This is a genomic window from Pseudomonas syringae pv. coryli str. NCPPB 4273, assembly GCF_000972175.1.
Classification (GTDB): domain Bacteria; phylum Pseudomonadota; class Gammaproteobacteria; order Pseudomonadales; family Pseudomonadaceae; genus Aquipseudomonas; species Aquipseudomonas syringae.
Window position 1 is genome coordinate 1 of sequence record NZ_AWQP01000010.1, and the last position, 18,620, is coordinate 18,620.

The 18,620-nt window shown below is 59.9% G+C and carries 14 protein-coding genes; 4 read left to right on the plus strand and 10 right to left on the minus strand.

Translation table 11 applies throughout. The annotated features are described in order from the left end of the window. Positions 1 to 263: 263 nt before the first annotated feature. The 7 genes from P406_RS06855 to P406_RS06885 form a co-directional block, all read right to left on the minus strand. The gene (locus P406_RS06855; protein ID WP_046235754.1) at positions 264 to 2,666 is read right to left on the minus strand and encodes a TonB-dependent receptor plug domain-containing protein; all 2,403 of its coding nucleotides are present in this window, start codon (positions 2,664 to 2,666) and stop codon (positions 264 to 266) included. A 281-nt stretch (positions 2,667 to 2,947) separates the two neighbouring features. Beyond that, positions 2,948 to 3,349, minus strand: a complete 402-nt coding sequence (locus P406_RS06860; RefSeq protein ID WP_004412667.1) for an ExbD/TolR family protein — start codon at positions 3,347 to 3,349, stop codon at positions 2,948 to 2,950. 1 nt (position 3,350) lies between these two features. Continuing rightward, positions 3,351 to 4,079 (minus strand): MotA/TolQ/ExbB proton channel family protein, encoded by a 729-nt coding sequence (locus P406_RS06865; RefSeq protein ID WP_024650191.1) that lies wholly within the window; start codon positions 4,077 to 4,079, stop codon positions 3,351 to 3,353. A gap of 128 nt (positions 4,080 to 4,207) precedes the next feature. Then, complete coding sequence (locus P406_RS06870; RefSeq protein ID WP_046235755.1) at positions 4,208 to 5,041, minus strand: energy transducer TonB; 834 nt, start codon at positions 5,039 to 5,041, stop codon at positions 4,208 to 4,210. Between the two features lie 393 nt (positions 5,042 to 5,434). Next, a complete protein-coding gene (locus P406_RS06875; protein ID WP_080343855.1) occupies positions 5,435 to 5,929 on the minus strand; it encodes a copper chaperone PCu(A)C in 495 nt (164 codons plus the stop codon). After that, positions 5,923 to 6,528, minus strand: coding sequence for an SCO family protein (locus P406_RS06880; RefSeq protein WP_003367246.1), 606 nt, complete (start codon positions 6,526 to 6,528; stop codon positions 5,923 to 5,925). The genes P406_RS06875 and P406_RS06880 overlap by 7 nt, the downstream gene beginning before the upstream one ends. A 174-nt stretch (positions 6,529 to 6,702) precedes the next feature. Next, entirely contained in the window at positions 6,703 to 7,254 is a 552-nt protein-coding gene (locus tag P406_RS06885) for a TetR/AcrR family transcriptional regulator (protein WP_046235756.1), read from the minus strand. 179 nt (positions 7,255 to 7,433) lie between these two features. Between P406_RS06885 and P406_RS06890 the strand changes: the two genes are divergently transcribed. Together P406_RS06890 and P406_RS06895 are read left to right on the plus strand one after the other, a co-directional pair. Beyond that, positions 7,434 to 8,594 (plus strand): efflux RND transporter periplasmic adaptor subunit, encoded by a 1,161-nt coding sequence (locus P406_RS06890; protein ID WP_046235762.1) that lies wholly within the window; start codon positions 7,434 to 7,436, stop codon positions 8,592 to 8,594. 33 nt (positions 8,595 to 8,627) lie between these two features. Further along, a complete protein-coding gene (locus P406_RS06895; RefSeq protein WP_046235757.1) occupies positions 8,628 to 11,771 on the plus strand; it encodes a multidrug efflux RND transporter permease subunit in 3,144 nt (1,047 codons plus the stop codon). 21 nt (positions 11,772 to 11,792) lie between these two features. Here P406_RS06895 and P406_RS06900 read toward each other — a convergent pair whose 3' ends face one another. Next, a complete protein-coding gene (locus P406_RS06900) occupies positions 11,793 to 13,385 on the minus strand; it encodes a sensor domain-containing diguanylate cyclase (protein WP_046235758.1) in 1,593 nt (530 codons plus the stop codon). A 320-nt stretch (positions 13,386 to 13,705) separates the two neighbouring features. Then, positions 13,706 to 14,806: a dimethylsulfone monooxygenase SfnG gene (gene sfnG / locus P406_RS06905; protein WP_046235759.1), complete on the minus strand. Its 1,101-nt coding sequence runs from the start codon at positions 14,804 to 14,806 to the stop codon at positions 13,706 to 13,708. A 323-nt stretch (positions 14,807 to 15,129) separates the two neighbouring features. Between sfnG and P406_RS06910 the strand changes: the two genes are divergently transcribed. Together P406_RS06910 and P406_RS06915 are read left to right on the plus strand one after the other, a co-directional pair. Further along, the gene (locus P406_RS06910; RefSeq protein ID WP_004410841.1) at positions 15,130 to 15,465 is read left to right on the plus strand and encodes a hypothetical protein; all 336 of its coding nucleotides are present in this window, start codon (positions 15,130 to 15,132) and stop codon (positions 15,463 to 15,465) included. A 207-nt stretch (positions 15,466 to 15,672) separates the two neighbouring features. Next, positions 15,673 to 16,710, plus strand: a complete 1,038-nt coding sequence (locus P406_RS06915; protein WP_004412651.1) for an LLM class flavin-dependent oxidoreductase — start codon at positions 15,673 to 15,675, stop codon at positions 16,708 to 16,710. A 316-nt stretch (positions 16,711 to 17,026) separates the two neighbouring features. On the opposite strand, the gene P406_RS06920 is transcribed toward P406_RS06915, so the two are convergent. Continuing rightward, positions 17,027 to 18,352, minus strand: a complete 1,326-nt coding sequence (locus P406_RS06920; RefSeq protein ID WP_046235760.1) for an ammonium transporter — start codon at positions 18,350 to 18,352, stop codon at positions 17,027 to 17,029. Between the last annotated feature and the right edge of the window lie 268 nt (positions 18,353 to 18,620).

Here is an 18,620-nt window from a genome sequence, read left to right on the forward strand (position 1 = left end):
ACTTGGGCTGGTTTTTACACACTCTGGGCCCGGTGCGGCTAACTCGGCGTCCTGCCGAGTTACCCCCGGATCAGCGTCAGGACTCAGCCGTCACTTACGTCGCAATTTGCGTCGTCAGTGCCATCGAGCCAAGAAGCGCTTTTGTTTATGTGCAGTGACTACGAGTAAGGCATAACGTTGTGTTGCAGCACAGATATGACGCGCAGCGTCACGAACTGTATGCAAACGCGAAGTAGTGGCACGACAGTCAGCGGCAAATCGCGCTACCAGTTATACGTCACCTTGCCGTAGTAATAAGCGCCGCTGTACCCGTAGGGCGAGAATGTGCTGTAGGCCAGGTTGCCGCCGCTGGAGGAGAAGTCGTTGAGCTTTTCCGGGTATTTGTCGGTGACGTTGTCGCCGCCCAGGGTGAAGACCCAGCTCTTGAGTTTGTAGTCGACCGCCAGGTCCAGCAGCCAGGCGGCGCTGAAGGTCTGATCGTTGACCTTGTCGGCCTGATAGCTGGTGAACTCGCCGTAGCGGACCAGGTTGGAGTGCAGCGCCCAATTGCCAAACGTCAGGTCATTGCCCAGCGTCAGTTTGTGTTGAGGCGTAGTGTCGCCCAGCAAACCGATGCGCTCCCTGCGGTCTACCCGCACCAGGTTCACTCCCAACTGATCGAGAATCGCCGGGTTGGCCTTCACGTCGGTGACTTTGGTGTGGTTGTAGTTGTAACCCACCGTGCTGTTCCAGCGCACACCGTTGTCGAACTGGTAGCGGTAATTGGCGACCAGATCGACGCCATCGGTGCTGGTGTCCGTGGCGTTGGTGAAATAACGGGCACTGGTGTAGTTGATATCGCCTACGCCATTGCTGCGCAGGTAATTGATGGCGGTGTTATTGAGCACCAGATTGGAGGACAGCGAGATACGGTCCTGAATGTCGATGCGATAGACGTCGGCAGTCACGGTCAAGCTATCCAGCGGCTGGAGTACCAGGCCCAGGCTGTAGTTGCGGGACTTTTCCGGCTTGAGGTCTTCGGCACCCAACAGTTGTGCAACGTTACTGCCGGCCGGAAACGTGCCCGCTTCCTGGATGGTGTTGCCAATCAGCTGCGACGACGTGAAAGTAAAGTTCTGCTGCGCCAGTGAAGGCGCGCGGAACCCTGTCGATACGCTGCCTCGCAAGGCCACCTGCGGAGTGAAATCGTAGCGCGCCGAAAGCGAGCCACTGACATTGGAACCGAAATCGCTGTAGTCCTCGTGGCGGACGGCAGCCGACACACCGAGCTTCTCGGTCAGATTGGTTTCCAGGTCCAGATACTGTGCGAAGTTGTGTCGCGAGTAACTGCCTGCATCCGCCGCGCGGAAACCGCCCAACCCGGAACTGCCGGTCTGGAAATACGACTCTGGCTGCCCTGCCTCGATCTGATAGCCCTGCCGCAGGTACTCCGCGCCAAACGCAACCGATACCGGATAAGGCAGCCACGCTGCATTGAATTCCCTGGACAGGTCGAGGCTCAGTTGCTTCTGATCATTGGTCAGCGTGCCGTTGTAAAACGAGCGCGGCGTGTTCAGCCCCAATGAGGTGTTAATGGTTTTGGTGCGCAGCTCATAAGAGTTTTTGCCATAGTTGGCGGACACGTCGTAGTGCCAGTCATACGCCAGTTCACCGCGCAGGCCAGCGACCAGCGAGGTGTCTTCGAGCGTGCCGTTGATCAGTGGCAGATAGCCGTTTGGATAAATCGCCGCAATGTTATTCGAAGCATTGCTCGGCCGATAGAAAGCGGCGGTTTCACCACGCCGTTTGCTGTAGCCCCCAAAGCTGTAGAACTCCGCCGCATCGCTGAAGCTGTATTCGGCGTTGTACTGCAGCTTGCCCTCGTGCGTCTGTGGCTCGCCCTGGCGAAACACCTGCTGACCGTAAGTGGTGGACCCGACACTGGACGCTCGCAAGTCGTCACCGGCACGGTTGGTGTAGTCATTGTTGGCACCCTCACCGGACAGGTTGAACGTGCCGTTGTCGCCCAGGGCAAAACCGGTATTGCCCGATACTTGGCGCTGAATGCCGTCGCCCTTCTTGTATTGGCCGTACTGGCTGGAAATCGACCCGCCATGGTCGGCGCTCTTGAGAATAATGTTGATCACCCCGGCGATGGCATCGGACCCATAACGTGCCGACGCACCGTCGCGCAGGACTTCGATATGGTCGATGGCCGACAGCGGAATGGCATTCAGGTCGGCAGGTGCCGAACCACGTCCGACCGCCCCGCCCAGATTGACGAAAGCAGAGGTGTGGCGGCGCTTGCCGTTGACCAGCACCAGCACCTGATCCGGCGACAGGCCACGCAGTTGCGCCGGACGTGTCAGCTCCGCACCGTCCACCAGGCTCGGCCGGGGGAAATTGATCGAAGGAATCAGACGAGCCAGCACGGCGCCCAACTCGCTGGAGCCGGAACTGCGCAGGCTGTCACCGGAGATCACATCGACAGGCGACAGCGAGGCGCTGGCGGTACGCTCCTGCGCACGGGTGCCGGTCACGATCACTGTACCCAGAGTGGACGCACCCTGATTAGCTTGTTCATCTGTCGCTTCGGCGGCAAAAGCGCTTGCACTGATACCCGCGACGCTCAGCAAATTGGCTGAAAAAATCGCCGTGGCCAATACGTTGCGTTTGAAATTCCCCATACCACTACCCCTTGAAAATCCCTGATCCAGAAACTTTGTTCTGGTTACAACGAGCGATCCGTGCGGCGGACGGTGGCGATCATTACGATGTCTGATTGATGTTCCGGTAGCCCGATGCGATATAGCTTAATGACATTGATTTAAATATTTAAATACCAATAACGAATAAGCATCTGCATTTGTGTCAGTACTGAAAAATACTTGTAATGCAGACAAAAAAAGGCCGCACCTGCCTGAGGATGCGGCCCAAAACCGTTGAAGCTGCAGGTGGTCTGAATCTGTTACTTGGCAGTGATCACCGACAATTTGGTAATCCCGGCACGTTCGATGGAGGCCATGGCGCGCGCGACTTCCCCGTAGTTGACGCCATTGTCCGCCTGCAATTGCACGCGTACGTCAGGTGCCTTGTCCCTGGCCGCCTTCAGGTTGCTTTCCAGCAAGTCCGGCTGGATTTCGTCTTTGTTGATGAACAGCTTGCCCTGCCCGTCGATGCTCACCACCAATGGGTCTTTCTGCTCCACCGGCGCGACCGATTCGGTCTTGGGCAGGTTGATCGGGATCGAGTTGGTCAACAGCGGCGCGGTGACGATGAACACCACCAGCAGCACCAGCATCACGTCTACCAGCGGCGTGACGTTGATCTCGCTCAGCACTTCATCGGTGTCTTGCGTGGAAAAAGCCATCTCAGGAGGCCTCCTTCACGTTCTGCCCGGCGTGGGCGCCCGCAGTGCCGGACTTCAATACCGGATGCAGCAGCACACGGAAGGCGCTCTTCTGCGCCAGGCTGTAGAAGTCGTGGGCAAAGTCATCCAGATCGGCAGCGGTCAGCTTCAGGCGTCGCAGAAAGTAGTTGTAAACCAGCACTGCGGGCACTGCGACGGCAATGCCGACACCGGTTGCCACCAGCGCCGCGCCGATCGGCCCGGCCACCGTTTCCAGGCTCGCGGAGCCGGCCGCACTGATGCCCTTGAGGGCTGACATGATGCCCCAGACCGTGCCGAACAGACCGATGAAAGGCGAAGTGCTGCCGACGCTGGCGAGGATGGCCAGACCGGTTTCCAGTGAACGGCGCTCGCGAACGATCTGCTGACGCAGTGCGCGCTCAAGGCGGTCCTGATGGTTGATGGACTGACTGAGGTCATTGGCCTGCGCGCCATCCGGCACCTGAATGGCGGCGTAACCGGCCAGGGCGACACGAGCGGCAGCGCCCGGTTGCTCCTGGGCCAGTTGCGCGGCCGAATCCAGACTCGATGCCGCCCAGAACCGCTTGTGGAACTTGCGATCCTGAGACTTCAGGCGCGAAAACTGCACGCCCTTAAGCAGAGCCAGGCCCCAGGTCGCGACGGAAAAAAGCACCAGCAGCCAGATGACCGCGTGTTCGATGGATTCAAAAGGCGAAGCAAGTAGATTCATGGCGCAGCTCTCTCTGAACAAAGTCTGAACAAGGCATGGAGTGTGTCGCGATGCGCCTTTGGTTCAGGTAGCTCGCCAGGTCAATCGAATAGCCGGGTTTGATCGTGAAACGTTTTGATCTTGAAGCCTCATTTGATCTTGAAATCAATGGGCACGCTGACCCAGCCATCCTGGGCTAAATCGCCCTGCTTGGCCGGAACGAAACTCCAGCGTTTCACCGCAGCAAGCGCGGCGTCATCAAGCTGCTCGCGGCCACTGCTCTTCTGTATTTGAATCTCGCCGGGCTTGCCGCTGGCCAATACATGCACGCGCAACAGCACAGTGCCTTCCCAGCCGCGACGCATGGCCAGCGAGGGGTATTCCGGGGCCGGGTTGCGCAGGTAGCCCGCGCTGGCCGAGGCCGGGGTTACCGGCTTTGGTGCCGGCGGAGCGGGTGGCGCAGGCGCGGCGACAGGAGCTGTCGGTACGGGAGGTGTGGGTGCCTGTTCAACCGGTTTGGCCACGGGTTTCACGACCGGCTTGACCACCGGTTTGGGCGGCTGTGGCTTGGGCTTTGGAATCGATTTGGGCGGCGGCGGTTTGACGGCCAGTTCGTCCTCGACAGCAGGTGGCGGCTCGACCACCGGTTGCACGACAGGCTCGGGCGGTGGCGGCGGTGTTTCCACAACCGGTGGCGCAGGCTGGGAAAACTCGATGGTCATCGGCGGGATTTCAGGTGGCACAACCGGCAACGCCGGCGTCGGGTTCTGGCTCAGCCAGTAAATGATCGCGCCATGGAACACCAGCGCCAGAGCACCGAGCAAAATGGCTTCGCGTCGTCCGAGAATCGGCTTTGGGGTGCTTTGCAACCGCGATAACGCCAGCGGCGCACGGAAAGGACGCCCAAGATCGACCAGGTCGCCACTCGGCGTCTGGCGCCAAGGCACGTCATGTGCACTGGCTGCGGTCTGGACATTGCCCATTGATACACTCCTGCATTTTCATGATAAAAATCCAGGTTCTGTTGGTATCAGTCACCTTCCTCAGGCCGATGTGGCAAGGCAATCATCGCCGAAAAAAGCTTGTTCCTGAAAAGAATATTTGGTTCGCCGGTTAGATCCTAAATGCATATAGGAGGCGGACGTTCCGCGTTCGCTTTTGAACGTGCAGTGAGGCGCAGAGTTGTGACGCGGAGCGTCACGAAAGGCATTCCCACGCGGGAGCGTGAGGAACGATAGGCGTCATGTAGATCACTCTCTTGCCGATGCATCGAGCACCCTGTTTGCTGGGGGGCTGTGCCGGCCTCTTCGCGAGCAAGCTCGCTCCCACAAGACCGGTTTATAACGATGAGTGCCCCGCGTCCGATGCTGCAAGCCTCAATGGCCGCTGTGATCGCCGTGGCTGCTGTGCTCGTCGCTGGTCAGTGACTTGGCGACTGCGGTGACCTGGATCGATTGCTTCGCGCCCTTGGCGTCTTCTACGGTCAGGGTCAGAGGCACCTGATCGCCTTCTTTGACCTGGGCAGCCAGGCCCATGAACATCACGTGGTAGCCGTCGGAATCGAGCATCACCGGTTTGCCGGCCGGCAGGTCGACCGAGTTGACGCGCTGCATGCTCATCACATCGCCTTTCATGCTCATCTCATGGATCTGCACGGTTTTCGCAACGGGTGAAGCGACGTCGACCAGCTTGCTGTCGGTGTCCGCAGTGATGCGCATGAACGCGCCAGTGGCCGACTGGCCCGGCACGGTGGCACGCACCCAGGCGTCATCGACGTGTGTTTCGGCCAGGACCTGAGCGCTCAGGCCCAACAGCGAAAGGGTCAGCAACAGCGGTTTTGCGACGTTACGAATCAGAACGGTCATCAGCATACTTCCATCAAAGTGAGCAGATCTTCGGTGCATTGTTGGGCGGACAGCCTGTGCGACAACCCCAGGCGCAATACACCGCGGGTGTCGTAGACGTAACTGGTCGCGGTGTGCGAGATCGTGTAGGTGTCACCCAGTGGGACCTTCTCGAAGAATACGCCGAACTCCTTCGCCGTTGCCGCCGTTTCTTCAAGCGTGCCGGACAGTGCGACAAAGGTCGGATCGAAAGCCTTCACATAGGCGTCGATCACTTCGGGCGTGTCGCGCTCCGGGTCCAGGGTAATGAACACCACCTGCAGCGTCTTGCCCTCCTCGCCCATCAGCTTCCTGATTTGCGCAGCCCGCGCCAGCGCCGTGGGGCAGATGGCCGGGCACTGGGTGAAACCGAAGAAGATCATCGGCATCAGCCCGCGAAAGCTGGACAGGGTCTTGACGTTGCCTTGCGAGTCCTTGAGCCGGAAGTTGCGGCCGACAATCTCGTTGCTCATGTCCTTGCCGTGCTTGAACGGCAACGCATTGGAGCTGCCGCAGCCGGTCAACAGGCCAAGGCTCAGCAATGAGAGGCCAGTGACCACCTCGCGGCGTGTCAGATGTTGCGTCATGTCTTGCGTCCCCTGAGGATAAGGCGCGTGGGTTCAGACAAATTCAAAGGCGGCGAATTTACCACTCAAGGGCAATGGGGAATACCGCCAATCCTGTATCAAGGCATGAGCAGACGCGCAAACGTCGCGCTCATGGGCTGCCATACGTCGTGCGACAAAACAGCGCAGGCCTGCTTATCGTGCCGCCGCGCCCTGCAGGAAAAACTGGGTCACCAGCGCGCCCATGCCGACGCGTGCCACACGGCCGCGGCGTTCGGCGTCGACCATCCCGGAGAGCAGCGCTGCGAACATTTCGGTAAGGACGGCGGCACCGACGTCGATCCGGAACAGGCCTTCACGCTGACCACGCAGGAAAAATGCATCCAGGGCATCGGAGTAAGGCAACCAGCGGCGCCCCCCGCTGCTTTCATCGAGCGAATCCGGGCGCCACTGAAATACCAGAAAGACCAGCATTTCGCGGTGCATCAGGTGGTTGTCGACCAGCCGTTGAAGCGCTTCCAGCGGCGGAGCACTCTGCAGATCCGCATCGGCGACCATCTGGTTCATCAGGTCAGAGGCGTGATTAAGCAGCAATTCCACGAGGTTGGCGCGGGTACCGCAGAAGCGGTTGAGCGTCGCCTTGCTGACGCCAGCTGCCTGAGCAATATCCTTGAGCGTACCGCTGGAATGGTCAACCAGCGCAACGGCCAGGGCCTTCAGAAATTTGTCGTCAGCAGGTAATTCCATTGGGGTACGTCTTCAACTCGTATAAGTGGCGGGCGGCGCATTGTGCAGAAACCTTGATGCGTTCTCAAAGCCTATACACAATTAGTCACTAAAGTCTCAAGTGAGTCAATATTGACTCACTTTCGTACAAAGTAGATCATTCGCGGCTTTAGCATCTGATGGCTGCGGCCGGGTGAATGATGAGTAGTTTCAGCGATTGGCGTGTCATGCCTGCAGTAGCCCTGCTGGCAGCGTTGGGTCTGGCCGGGTGCGAGCAGAAACAGCAGCAGGATCACGCTGCATCGAAAGCGCCCAAAGAGGTGGAAGCCATTACCGTCAACGCCGAATCGTTCACGGTCGTTGACGAATTGCCCGGCCGTATCGAACCGGTGCGTGTGGCGCAGGTTCGCGCCCGGGTGGCCGGCATCGTGCTGAGCCGCAACTTCGAGGAAGGTGCCGATGTGAAAGCCGGCGCAGTGCTGTTCCAGATCGATCCGGCGCCTTTCAAGGCCGCGCTGTCCAAGGCGCAGGGAGATCTGGCCCGCACGCAAGCCACGCTGTTCGAGACTCAGGCCACGGTCAAACGTTACGAGTCGCTGGTCGAAATAGAAGCGGTCAGCCGCCAGACTTTCGATACCGCCCGCTCTGCACTGCAAAACGCAATCGCCGCTAAAAAATCGGCTCAGGCGGATGTCGAGACAGCCAGGCTGAACCTGGGCTATGCCACCGTCAAAGCGCCGATTTCAGGCCGCATCGGCCGCGCCATGGTCACCGAGGGCGCGCTGGTCGGTCAGGGCGAAACCACGCTGCTGGCAACCATTCAACAACTCGACCCGGTCTACGCCGACTTTACCCAGCCGGCTGCCGACGCCTTGCAGATGCGCGCCGCGATACAGGAAGGCCGCTTGCCCAAGGGCGGCGAAGACGCGTTGTCGCTGAGTGTCGACGGCACCGATTACACGAGCACCGGCACCCTGCTGTTTACCGATGTCGCGGTAGACCGGACCACCGGGCAGGTGTCGTTGCGTGCCCGCTTTGCCAATCCCAAGGGCGTGCTGCTGCCCGGCATGTACGTACGGGTGCGCACACCGCAGCGCGTCGACAGCAACGCCATTCTTGTTCCGCAGCGCGCCGTTCAGCGCTCCGGCGACGGTGCAGCCCGCGTGCTGGTGATTGCCCAGGACGGCACGGTCGAAGCGCGTCCGGTCAAAACCGGGGCGATGCAGGATTCGCGCTGGCAGATCACCGAAGGCCTGAAGGCAGGCGAACAGGTCATTGTCGGCAACATGACCGGGCTCAGCGCCGGTGACAAGGTCGCCCGCAAATTGCCATCCGCCCAACCGCAGGCCAAGGCGCAATAAAGCCGCCTTCAGCGCGACCGAGGATCACTGTCCATGTCTCTCTTCTTTATCAAGCGCCCCAACTTCGCCTGGGTACTTGCCCTGTTCATCCTGCTCGCCGGGCTGATGGCTCTGCCGTCCCTGCCTGTGGCGCAGTACCCGGACGTGGCGCCACCGCAGATCACCATCACCGCCACCTACCCCGGCGCATCCGCGAAGGTGCTGGTCGATTCGGTGACCAGCGTTATCGAGGACGAGCTCAACGGTGCCAAGGGCATGCTGTATTATGAGTCGACCAGCAACTCGACCGGCAGCGCGGAAATCAACGTGACGTTCGTGCCGGGCACCAACCCGGACCTGGCTCAGGTCGAGGTGCAGAACCGTATCAAGAAAGCCGAAGCACGCTTGCCTCAGACTGTCCTCAGCCAGGGCCTGCAGGTCGAACAGGCCAGCTCCGGTTTTCTGTTGATCTACACCCTTAACTACAAGGACGGCGCGGCCAACAAGGATACCGTCGCGCTGGCCGACTACGCGGCACGCAACGTCAATAACGAAATAAGCCGGGTGAACGGTGTCGGCAGACTGCAATTCTTCGCTGCCGAAGCCGCGATGCGGGTATGGATCGATCCGCAGAAGCTGGTGGGTTTCGGCTTGTCCATCGACGACGTGAATGCCGCCATCCGGGCGCAGAACGTGCAGGTGCCGGCAGGCAGCTTCGGCAGCAGCCCGGCCTCGTCACTGCAGGAGTTGACCGCCACCCTGGCGGTCAAGGGTACGCTGGACAACCCGGAAGAGTTTGGGCGCATCGTTCTGCGTGCCAACGAGGACGGCTCTGCGGTGCATTTGTCCGATGTGGCGCGCGTGGCAGTCGGCAGCCAGGATTACAGCTTCGAATCACGCCTGAACGGGCAACGGGCCGTCGCCGGTGCCGTTCAGCTGTCGCCGGGTGCCAACGCGATCCAGACGGCCAGAGCCGTCGAGCAGCGGCTCACCGAGCTGTCGGTCAATTTCCCGGAAGGCGTGGGGTTTTCGATACCGTACGACACCTCGCGCTTCGTCGACGTGGCCATCGACAAGGTCATCTACACCCTCATCGAAGCCATGGTGCTGGTGTTTCTGGTGATGTTCCTGTTTCTGCAGAACATCCGTTACACGCTGATCCCGACCATCGTGGTCCCGGTGTGTCTGGCAGGGACACTGGCGATCATGTACCTGATGGGCTTCTCGGTGAACATGATGACCATGTTCGGCATGGTGCTGGCCATCGGTATTCTGGTCGACGACGCCATTGTGGTGGTGGAAAACGTCGAGCGGATCATGGCTGAAGAAGGCCTCTCTCCCTCCGCCGCCACGGTCAAGGCGATGCAGCAGGTCTCCGGGGCGATTTTCGGCATCACGCTGGTCCTGGCCGCTGTGTTTCTGCCACTGGCGTTCATGGGCGGCTCGGTCGGGGTCATCTACCAGCAGTTCTCGCTGTCGCTGGCCGTGTCGATTCTGTTTTCGGGCTTTTTGGCCCTGACGTTCACCCCGGCGCTGTGTGCCACGCTGCTCAAGCCGATCCCGGCCGGGCACCATGAAAAGCGCGGTTTCTTCGGTGGTTTCAATCGCCTGTTCGGCACGTTCACCGATCGTTACGAGCGCGTCAGCTCGAGCATGATCAAGCGCGCTGGCCGCTACATGCTGCTGTACCTCGGTATCGTCGGTCTGCTGGGCTTTTTCTACCTGCGCCTGCCGGAGTCCTTTGTGCCCGTGGAAGACCAAGGCTATCTGATCATCGACGTGCAACTGCCTCCCGGTGCCACCCGTTCACGTACCGACCTCACCGCGCAATTGCTTGAGAACTACATGCTGTCCCGCGAAGCCACTGGCGCGGTGACCATGCTGCTGGGGTTCAGCTTCTCGGGCATGGGTGAAAACGCGGGTCTTGCGTTCCCGACCCTGAAGGACTGGTCGGAGCGCGGCAAGGGCCAGTCGGCGGCTGAAGAAGCGGCGGCATTCAACCAGCATTTTGCCGGGCTCGGCGACGGTACGGTGATGGCGGTGACGCCACCACCCATCGACGGCCTGGGCACCTCGGGCGGCTTCTCGCTGCGTCTGCAGGACCGCGCAGGCCTGGGCCGTGAAGCCTTGCTGGCGGCGCGCGACAAGCTGCTCGGCGAGGCCAACGGCAACCCGAAGATTCTCTACGCGATGATGGAAGGTCTGGCCGAAGCGCCGCAATTGCGCCTGAACATCGACCGCGAAAAAGCCCGGGCGCTTGGGGTGAGTTTCGAGTCGATCAGCAACGCCCTGTCCACCGCCTTCGGCTCCTCGGTGATCAGCGACTTCGCCAATGCCGGACGTCAACAGCGCGTGGTCGTGCAGGCCGAGCAGAGTTCGCGAATGACCCCGGAAAGCGTGCTCAAACTCTACGTGCCCAACAGCAGCGGCACACTGGTGCCGTTGGGTGCCTTCGTTTCGACACACTGGGAACAAGGCCCGGTGCAGATCGCCCGCTACAACGGCTACCCCGCGTTCAGGATTTCCGGCGACGCAGCGCCGGGGGTCAGTACCGGCGAGGCCATGGCGGAAATCGAACGGATCGTTTCCGGGCTGCCGCAAGGCATCGGTTACGAATGGACCGGCCTCTCCTATCAGGAAAGAGTCGCCAGCGGCCAGGCGGTCGGACTGTTCGGCCTGGCGCTGCTGGTGGTGTTCCTGCTGCTGGTCGCGCTGTATGAGAGCTGGGCGATCCCGCTGGTGGTGATGCTGATCGTACCCGTCGGTGCGTTGGGTTCCGTGCTGGCGGTGACAGCCGTGGGTATGCCCAACGATGTGTATTTCAAAGTCGGCCTGATCACCATCATCGGGCTGGCGGCGAAAAATGCGATTCTAATCGTCGAGTTCGCCAAGGAGCTGTGGGATCAAGGCCATTCACTGCGCGACGCGGCACTTCAGGCTGCGCGGCTGCGCTTTCGACCGATTGTCATGACCTCGCTGGCCTTCATCCTTGGCGTGGTGCCGCTGACCCTGGCCACCGGCGCAGGCGCTGCGAGCCAGCGCGCCATCGGTACCGGTGTTATCGGCGGCATGCTCAGCGCAACGTTGCTGGGCGTGGTTCTGGTGCCGGTATTCTTCGTCTGGTTGCTGTCCGTGCTGCGCCGCAAACCGCATGCGCAACCCATTGCCGACGATCAGCAGCTGCCTGAGAAGCGATAGGCAAAAGGCGGCCGGCGGGTGTCAATCCCGCTGGCCCGACCTTGGCTCCGTGTCGGCTTGCTCGTCCGCAGAGGCCTTGACGCGGGTCCAGGCCGGTAATGTGCCGGTCGTGATTTCCGAAGCCACATTCACCCGATTGCGACCTTGCGACTTGGCGGCGTACAACGCGCGGTCGGCAAGCTCGATCAGGCTACGCTCATCGAGTTGCCGATCCGTGCCGACGAATGTCGCGACACCGAGGCTGATCGTCACGATGCCAAACGGGCTGGCAGGATGTTCGATCTGCTCGTCACGGATCGCCCGCAGGATATTTTCGGCCACCTGGCGAGCGTTCGACTCGTCAGTACCAGGCAACACCACCGCGATCTCTTCACCGCCATAACGGGCGGCGACGTCACTGGGACGACGAATGAACTGCTCCACCACTCGGGCCAGCGCAATCAGGCATTCGTCACCGGCCAGGTGACCGTAATGATCGTTGTAGCGTTTGAAATGATCGGCATCGATCAGAATCAACGACAGCAGGCTGCGCTCGCGTCTGGCGCGCTTGAATTCGACTTCCAGAAACTGATCGAAACGTCTGCGATTGGCCAGCCCGGTGAGTTTGTCTTCAGAGGCGATCAACTCCAGATGCTGGTTCAGCCGGATCAGGGCTGCCTGGGAATCAAGCAACTGGTCTTCTGCACGTATGCGGCTGTGAATATGCCCGATCAGACGAACGCCGAGCCCGATCACCAGGCCGAGCAGCACCAGCATGACCAGAATGGACTGCTTGGTCTGGCCCAGCCAGTCGAGCATGGCTTCTTTCTGACCCAGCGCAACCACGGTGACGATCGGGTAGACATCACTGCGTTTGAACGCATAAAAACGCGGGACACCGTCAATCCTGGAAACGAACTGAGCGGTGCCGGACACTTGGCCGCGTTCCGAGGTGAAAATGGGCGTCGATGACAGGTCGCGACCGATTTCCTGTTCCAGATGGGGATAGCGCACCCGCAATTGTCCGGCCGTCGACGTCAGACTAATAATGCCGGTTCGACCAACCTTGATATCCGAATAGAACTTCAACAGATGATCGACGCCGATGGTCACAACCATCAGCCCGGCAAAACTCGCATCGGGATTATTGATGCGTCTGCTGACCGATATGACCCATTCGCCGGAGGCGCGGCTGCGAATCGTCGGGCCGATGTAAGGGGCTTTGTCAGGCACCTGCAGGTGGTGCTGAAAGAACTGGCGCTGCCCGCTGTTGATGCCTATGACTTTGGGATTGCTTGAGAAGATGCAAATCCCGTCAGCGTTGTACAGCGACACGGTATCGATCTGCGGCAGCGCGCCCATTTCACGCGCGATCACCCACCTCAGACGCTCGATCTGTTCGGGTCCGGCGCCGTCCTTTTCGACACGCTCCGTCAGGCCGATCAGCATCAGCTCGCTTTGCTTGAAAATGCCATCCGTGTAGGTACTCAGCGCTCCAGCCAGATTGATCGTGCTGGTCTGGATGTTTTCCAGGGTGTTGCGGCGTGCGGTCCATGCTTGCCAGGCCATCAACATCACCACGCAGGCGCACACTACGAAGATCAGCCATGACGCAAGCCGAAGGTCGCGTTTCAAAACTTGCCTCCACAACAGGTGAGAACCAGTGCATCTGGTTTTTCTGAAAACCGGACCTGATTGCTCAGGGGCCATCGACAATCCTTTCGCTATCAACTGCCATTGTCGGCAAGTGCTCGGCCATACCTGGAAGGCCTGGCATCGATAAAAGCATGCCAGTGAGTGGCATCATAATGCCACGTACAGCGGTATATGGGTTGATCGGGGTTGAACATACGGACGCAGGCGCACACTGGATCACAGTGGCGCCTGATTTTATGGCGGGCTGTAAGCGCGACCGGCTTACAGGGGCAAGGCGGGTTGTCGGCAGTGGCCTGGGGTCAAGCCGTCTCGGCGACAGGCTTGCGTTGTGCAGCGGCTTCCAGCTCGCGTACCAGAGGCAACACGTGCTGACCGAAATAGGCGACTTCTTCCTGGAAATGCAGGAACGCGGAAAGGACCAGATCTACGCCAACGGACTTGAGTTCGACGATGCGCTCGGCAATCTGCCGGGGTGTGCCGATCAGGTTGGTCTTGAAACCATCGTTGTACTGCACCAGATCCTGAAAGGTGGATTTGGCCCAGTTGCCCTCGCCTTCCGGACTCGACTGGCCAGCCTGTTTCGCGGCGTCACCAAAGGCGTTGACGGCTTCCGGGTCAGCCTTGTCGACGATTTCGGCCAGCACGGCGCGTGCCTCTTCTTCGGTATCTCTGGCAATGATGAAGGCATTGACGCCGATCTTCACCGAATGCCCGTTCGCGGCTGCCTTGGCACGAATGTCATCGACCTGGGCCTTGATGCCTTCCACGGTATTGCCGTTGGTGAAATACCAGTCAGACACCCGCGCCGCCATGTCACGCGCGGCCCGCGAGCTGCCACCCTGAAAGATCTCCGGGTGAGGACGCTGGATCGGCTTGGGCTTGAGGGTGTAATCGTGAAAGCGATAGAAATCACCCTTGAAGGTGAAATTGTCGGTGGTCCAGATTCCCTTGAGCGCGCGAATGAACTCCTCGGAGCGCCGATAACGTTCGTCATGCTCCAGCCAGGGCTCACCGATGGCCTGAAACTCGCCCTTGAACCAGCCGCTGACGATATTGACTGCCACGCGCCCGGCAGTGAGCTGGTCAATGGTCGCCAGTTGCTTGGCGGCTACCGACGGGGTCCATGGACCGGGCAATATCGCGGCGATGACCTTGAGCTTTTCGGTCGCAGCCAACAGCGCGTGGCTGAAAGCTACGGATTCATGCTGGAACTCGGCGCCATAGCCGGCGGTAAAGCGGATTTGCGTCAGCGCGTAGTCGAAGCCGGACTGCTCGGCGATCTGCGCCAATTTGCGGTTGTAGTCGATGGTCCAGCTGGTGCGCTGTTCGATCTTGCTGACGACCAGCCCACCGCTGACGTTCGGAACCCAGTACGCAAATTTTATGGACGATTGGCTCATGTCGGTACTCCTCTGGCTGCAAGCTTCCCGAGCGCATTAAACACAAGGGCCTGCAGATCCATAGAGCAGCAACCGTGCCATCCAATAAAACACAGACAGATCAAGGCGTTGCGACGGCTGATGTGCAGCGTCAACTGTCCGTGCCACGCCAGGGTGTGGAACCACTGTTGCCGAAGCAACAGTTTCAAGGGATTTTTGGCCTGGCGCAGGATGTGATTCGTTAAAAACAAGCCGACGAGAGGCAGCTCGCCCTGCTATCCAGAATCGCGTTGCAGTAGTAAATTTTGGATCCAACGAACCCGCATTCATCCGCAGGAGCACCGATGAAATTGCATGCCTGTTTTCTGGCTTTGATGATCCCTGCCCTGTCGGCGCATGCCGAAGGCAAAACCCTATCCATCCCCCATGATCCGTCCGGTCATCACGCACTGGTAGAAAAAAGCGGAAGCGCAAAGGAACGCGTGGTGATCACCCGGCGTGAAGGCATGCTTGGGGTGATCTACTCCAAGCGGGTCTATAACTGCGCCAACCATACGGTGAACCTGGTCGGCACCGGCTCCACACTGGAAATCATGGAGCAGGCAAAGGCCGTGAGTGGCATGGGTCCGGTGATTCGCGACTCCACGGCTGACTATATCGAATCCGAAGCCTGCAGTTGATCCCGAGCTGATCGAGCCTGCCCCGGCTGAATCCGCAACACCCGAAAGCGCCTCCCATGAGGCGCTTTTTTTCGTTTCTGCCGTTGCGTTTTGCAGCGCGGAGCAGCGCCGCAAAAAACACTTGCACCGAAAGTATTACGGTATACCATCAGACAACAATAACTCATCACGCCGGTGCAGGCGCCAGATTTAAGCGAGGTAAGTGTCATGAAGTTTTCGTTGTTCGTGCACATGGAACGCTGGGATGACAGTGTCAGTCATCGCCAGCTTTTCGAGGACCTGACCGAGCTGACGCTGATGGCCGAGCAAGGTGGCTTCAGCACAGTCTGGATAGGCGAACACCACGCGATGGAATACACCATCTCGCCAAGCCCGATGCCGCTGCTGGCGTATCTGGCGGCCAAAACCACACGCATTCATCTGGGCGCGGGCACCATCATTGCGCCGTTCTGGCATCCATTGCGGGTCGCGGGTGAATGCGCGCTGCTGGATGTGATCAGCAACGGGCGCATGGAAGTCGGCCTGGCACGCGGCGCCTATCAGGTGGAGTTCGACCGCATGGCCGGTGGCATGCCAGCCTCCGAAGGCGGCAAGGCGTTGCGTGAAATGGTCCCGGTGGTGCGTGCGCTGTGGCAGGGTGACTACGCTCACGATGGCGACATCTGGAAATTCCCGACCTCGACTTCCGTGCCCAAGCCGATCAACACGCCGCCGATGTGGATCGCTGCACGCGACCCCGACTCGCACAATTTCGCCGTGCAGAACGGCTGTAACGTGATGGTTACCCCGTTGATGAAGGGTGACGAAGAAGTTGTCGACCTGAAGAACAAGTTCGACGCCGCGCTGGCCAACAACCCTGACGTGCCCCGCCCGCAATTGATGGTGCTGCGCCATACGCATGTGCATGCCGCAGATGATCCTGAAGGCTGGAAGGTGGGTGCCACCGCCATCGCGAAGTTCTACCGTACCTTTGACGCGTGGTTCGGCAATAAACAGACGCCGGTCAACGGTTTTCTGGCCCCCAGCCCGGAAGAGAAATTCAAGGAACGTCCGGAGTTCGAGCTGGAGAACATCCGCAAAAACACTATGATCGGTACCCCTGAGGAGATCATTCCGCGCATTCGTCACTATCAGGAGTTGGGTGTCGACGAGTTCAGCTTCTGGTGCGACAACAGCCTGCCGCATGCCGAGAAGAAAAAGTCGCTTGAGCTGTTCATCAAGCACGTGGTGCCGGTGTTTCGTTGAGTGTTGAGATTGCCTGAGAGGCCCAGGAAAATGCTGCTCAGACCATAATATTGATCCTCCCCATGCTCTGCGCTCATCGTTATACACAAATCTAACTGCTTATTTATCGTGCCAATGCTCCGCGTTGGCATGCAGTTCGTGACGCTCTGCGTCACACAGCGGTCTTTCTTTGTCAGGTGGATTGGTGGTCGACTCAGGTCACCTTTTCGCCCCTCGGCGACCTGCTTTGATGGGCCAAAGCAGGCAAAACATGCAGCTCCGTTTCCGGCCCGACGTCGTCGGGTTCCCTCGCCCTGACACTGATCCGGCAGCCCTCTCAATGGTTGTAGGCCCGCTCGTTATGCTCAGCCAGGTCCAGGCCCATTTCCTCCACTGACTCATGCGCGCGCAGGCCGATCAGGGCCTGCACGGCCTTGAGGATGATCCAGCTGACCGCGAAGCAGTAGACCGTGGTGAACAGTACGCCTTTGATCTGGGCAATCACTTGGGCGCCCATGCTGACATCGGGTACCAGACCGCCCAGTGCGGGCACGCAGAACACGCCGGTCAGTACAGCACCGATCATGCCGCCGATGCCGTGCAGGCCGAAGACGTCGAGGCTGTCGTCATAGCCCAGGCGTTTTTTCAGTACGGTTACGCTCAGGTAGCAGAACACTCCGCACAGCACGCCGATGGCCAGTGCTCCGCCGACTCCGACATAGGCACACGCCGGGGTGATGCCGACCAGACCCGCCAATGCGCCGCTTGCCAGACCCAGGGCGCTGGGCTTGCCAACCTTGAACCACTCGGTGAACATCCAGCCGAGTATCCCGGCGCACGCCCCCACTTGCGTGTTGAGCATGACGATGCCGGACGTGCCGTTCAGGCCGCCACCGGAACCGATGTTGAATCCGAACCAGCCGACCCAGAGCATGGCTGCGCCAGCCATGGTCAGGCTCAGGTTGTGCGCCGGCATCGGGGTGTTCTGATAACCCTTGCGCTTGCCCAGTACCAGGCATGCCGCCAGTGCAGCGACACCGGCATTGATGTGCACTGCGGTGCCGCCGGCGAAGTCCAGCACGCCCCAGTTGTGCATCAAGGCGCCGGCGCCACCCCAGACCATATGCGCGACAGGCGCATACACCAGGGTGAACCACAGCGCCATGAACAGCAGCGCCGCAGAAAACTTCATGCGTTCGGCGAAGGCCCCGGCAATCAGCGCCGGAGTGATGATGGCGAAGGTCATCTGGAAGGTTACGAATACCCCTTCAGGGATATCGCCGACCAGACTGTCGGGGGTCATGCCGGCCAGAAACGCACGACTCAGACCGCCCACGAAGCTGTTGAAACTCACTTGCCCTTCGACCATGTTGCTGGTGTCCACCACCATGCTGTAGCCATAGATGACCCACAGCACGCCAACGACTCCGGCAATGCCGAAACACTGGGTAAACAGCGACAGCATGTTCTTGGCTCGTACCAGGCCGCCGTAGAACAGCGCCAGCCCCGGAAGGCACATGAACAGCACCAGAACGGCTGCGGTGACCATCCAGGCCGTGCTGCCGGTGTTCAGGACGGGGGCGTCAGTTGCCTGCGCAATCGGGGCAAAGGCGCCGAGCGCGAGTAAAGCGGTAAGGGATTTGCCGTGTAGACGATTGACCATGTTCAAAGCTCCCGCAAATGAATGGAAAGTGTCTGGCAGCAAGGAAGGTCATTGAGACAGGCGAGGCTCTTCGGCCTCTTGGGGGTCAAGTTCTCGTTGCGCGAATGGCGTTATATATAAGTCCGATGAGCCCGAAAGCGGGGCTTAAACCACTAAGGTTCTCGTTCCCACGCTCCGCGTGGTAATGCATTTCGTGACGCTCCGCGTCACACAGTTCTGCGACTCGGTGAGATTCAGACTCGACTTGAGTCACCTTTTCGCCCCTCGG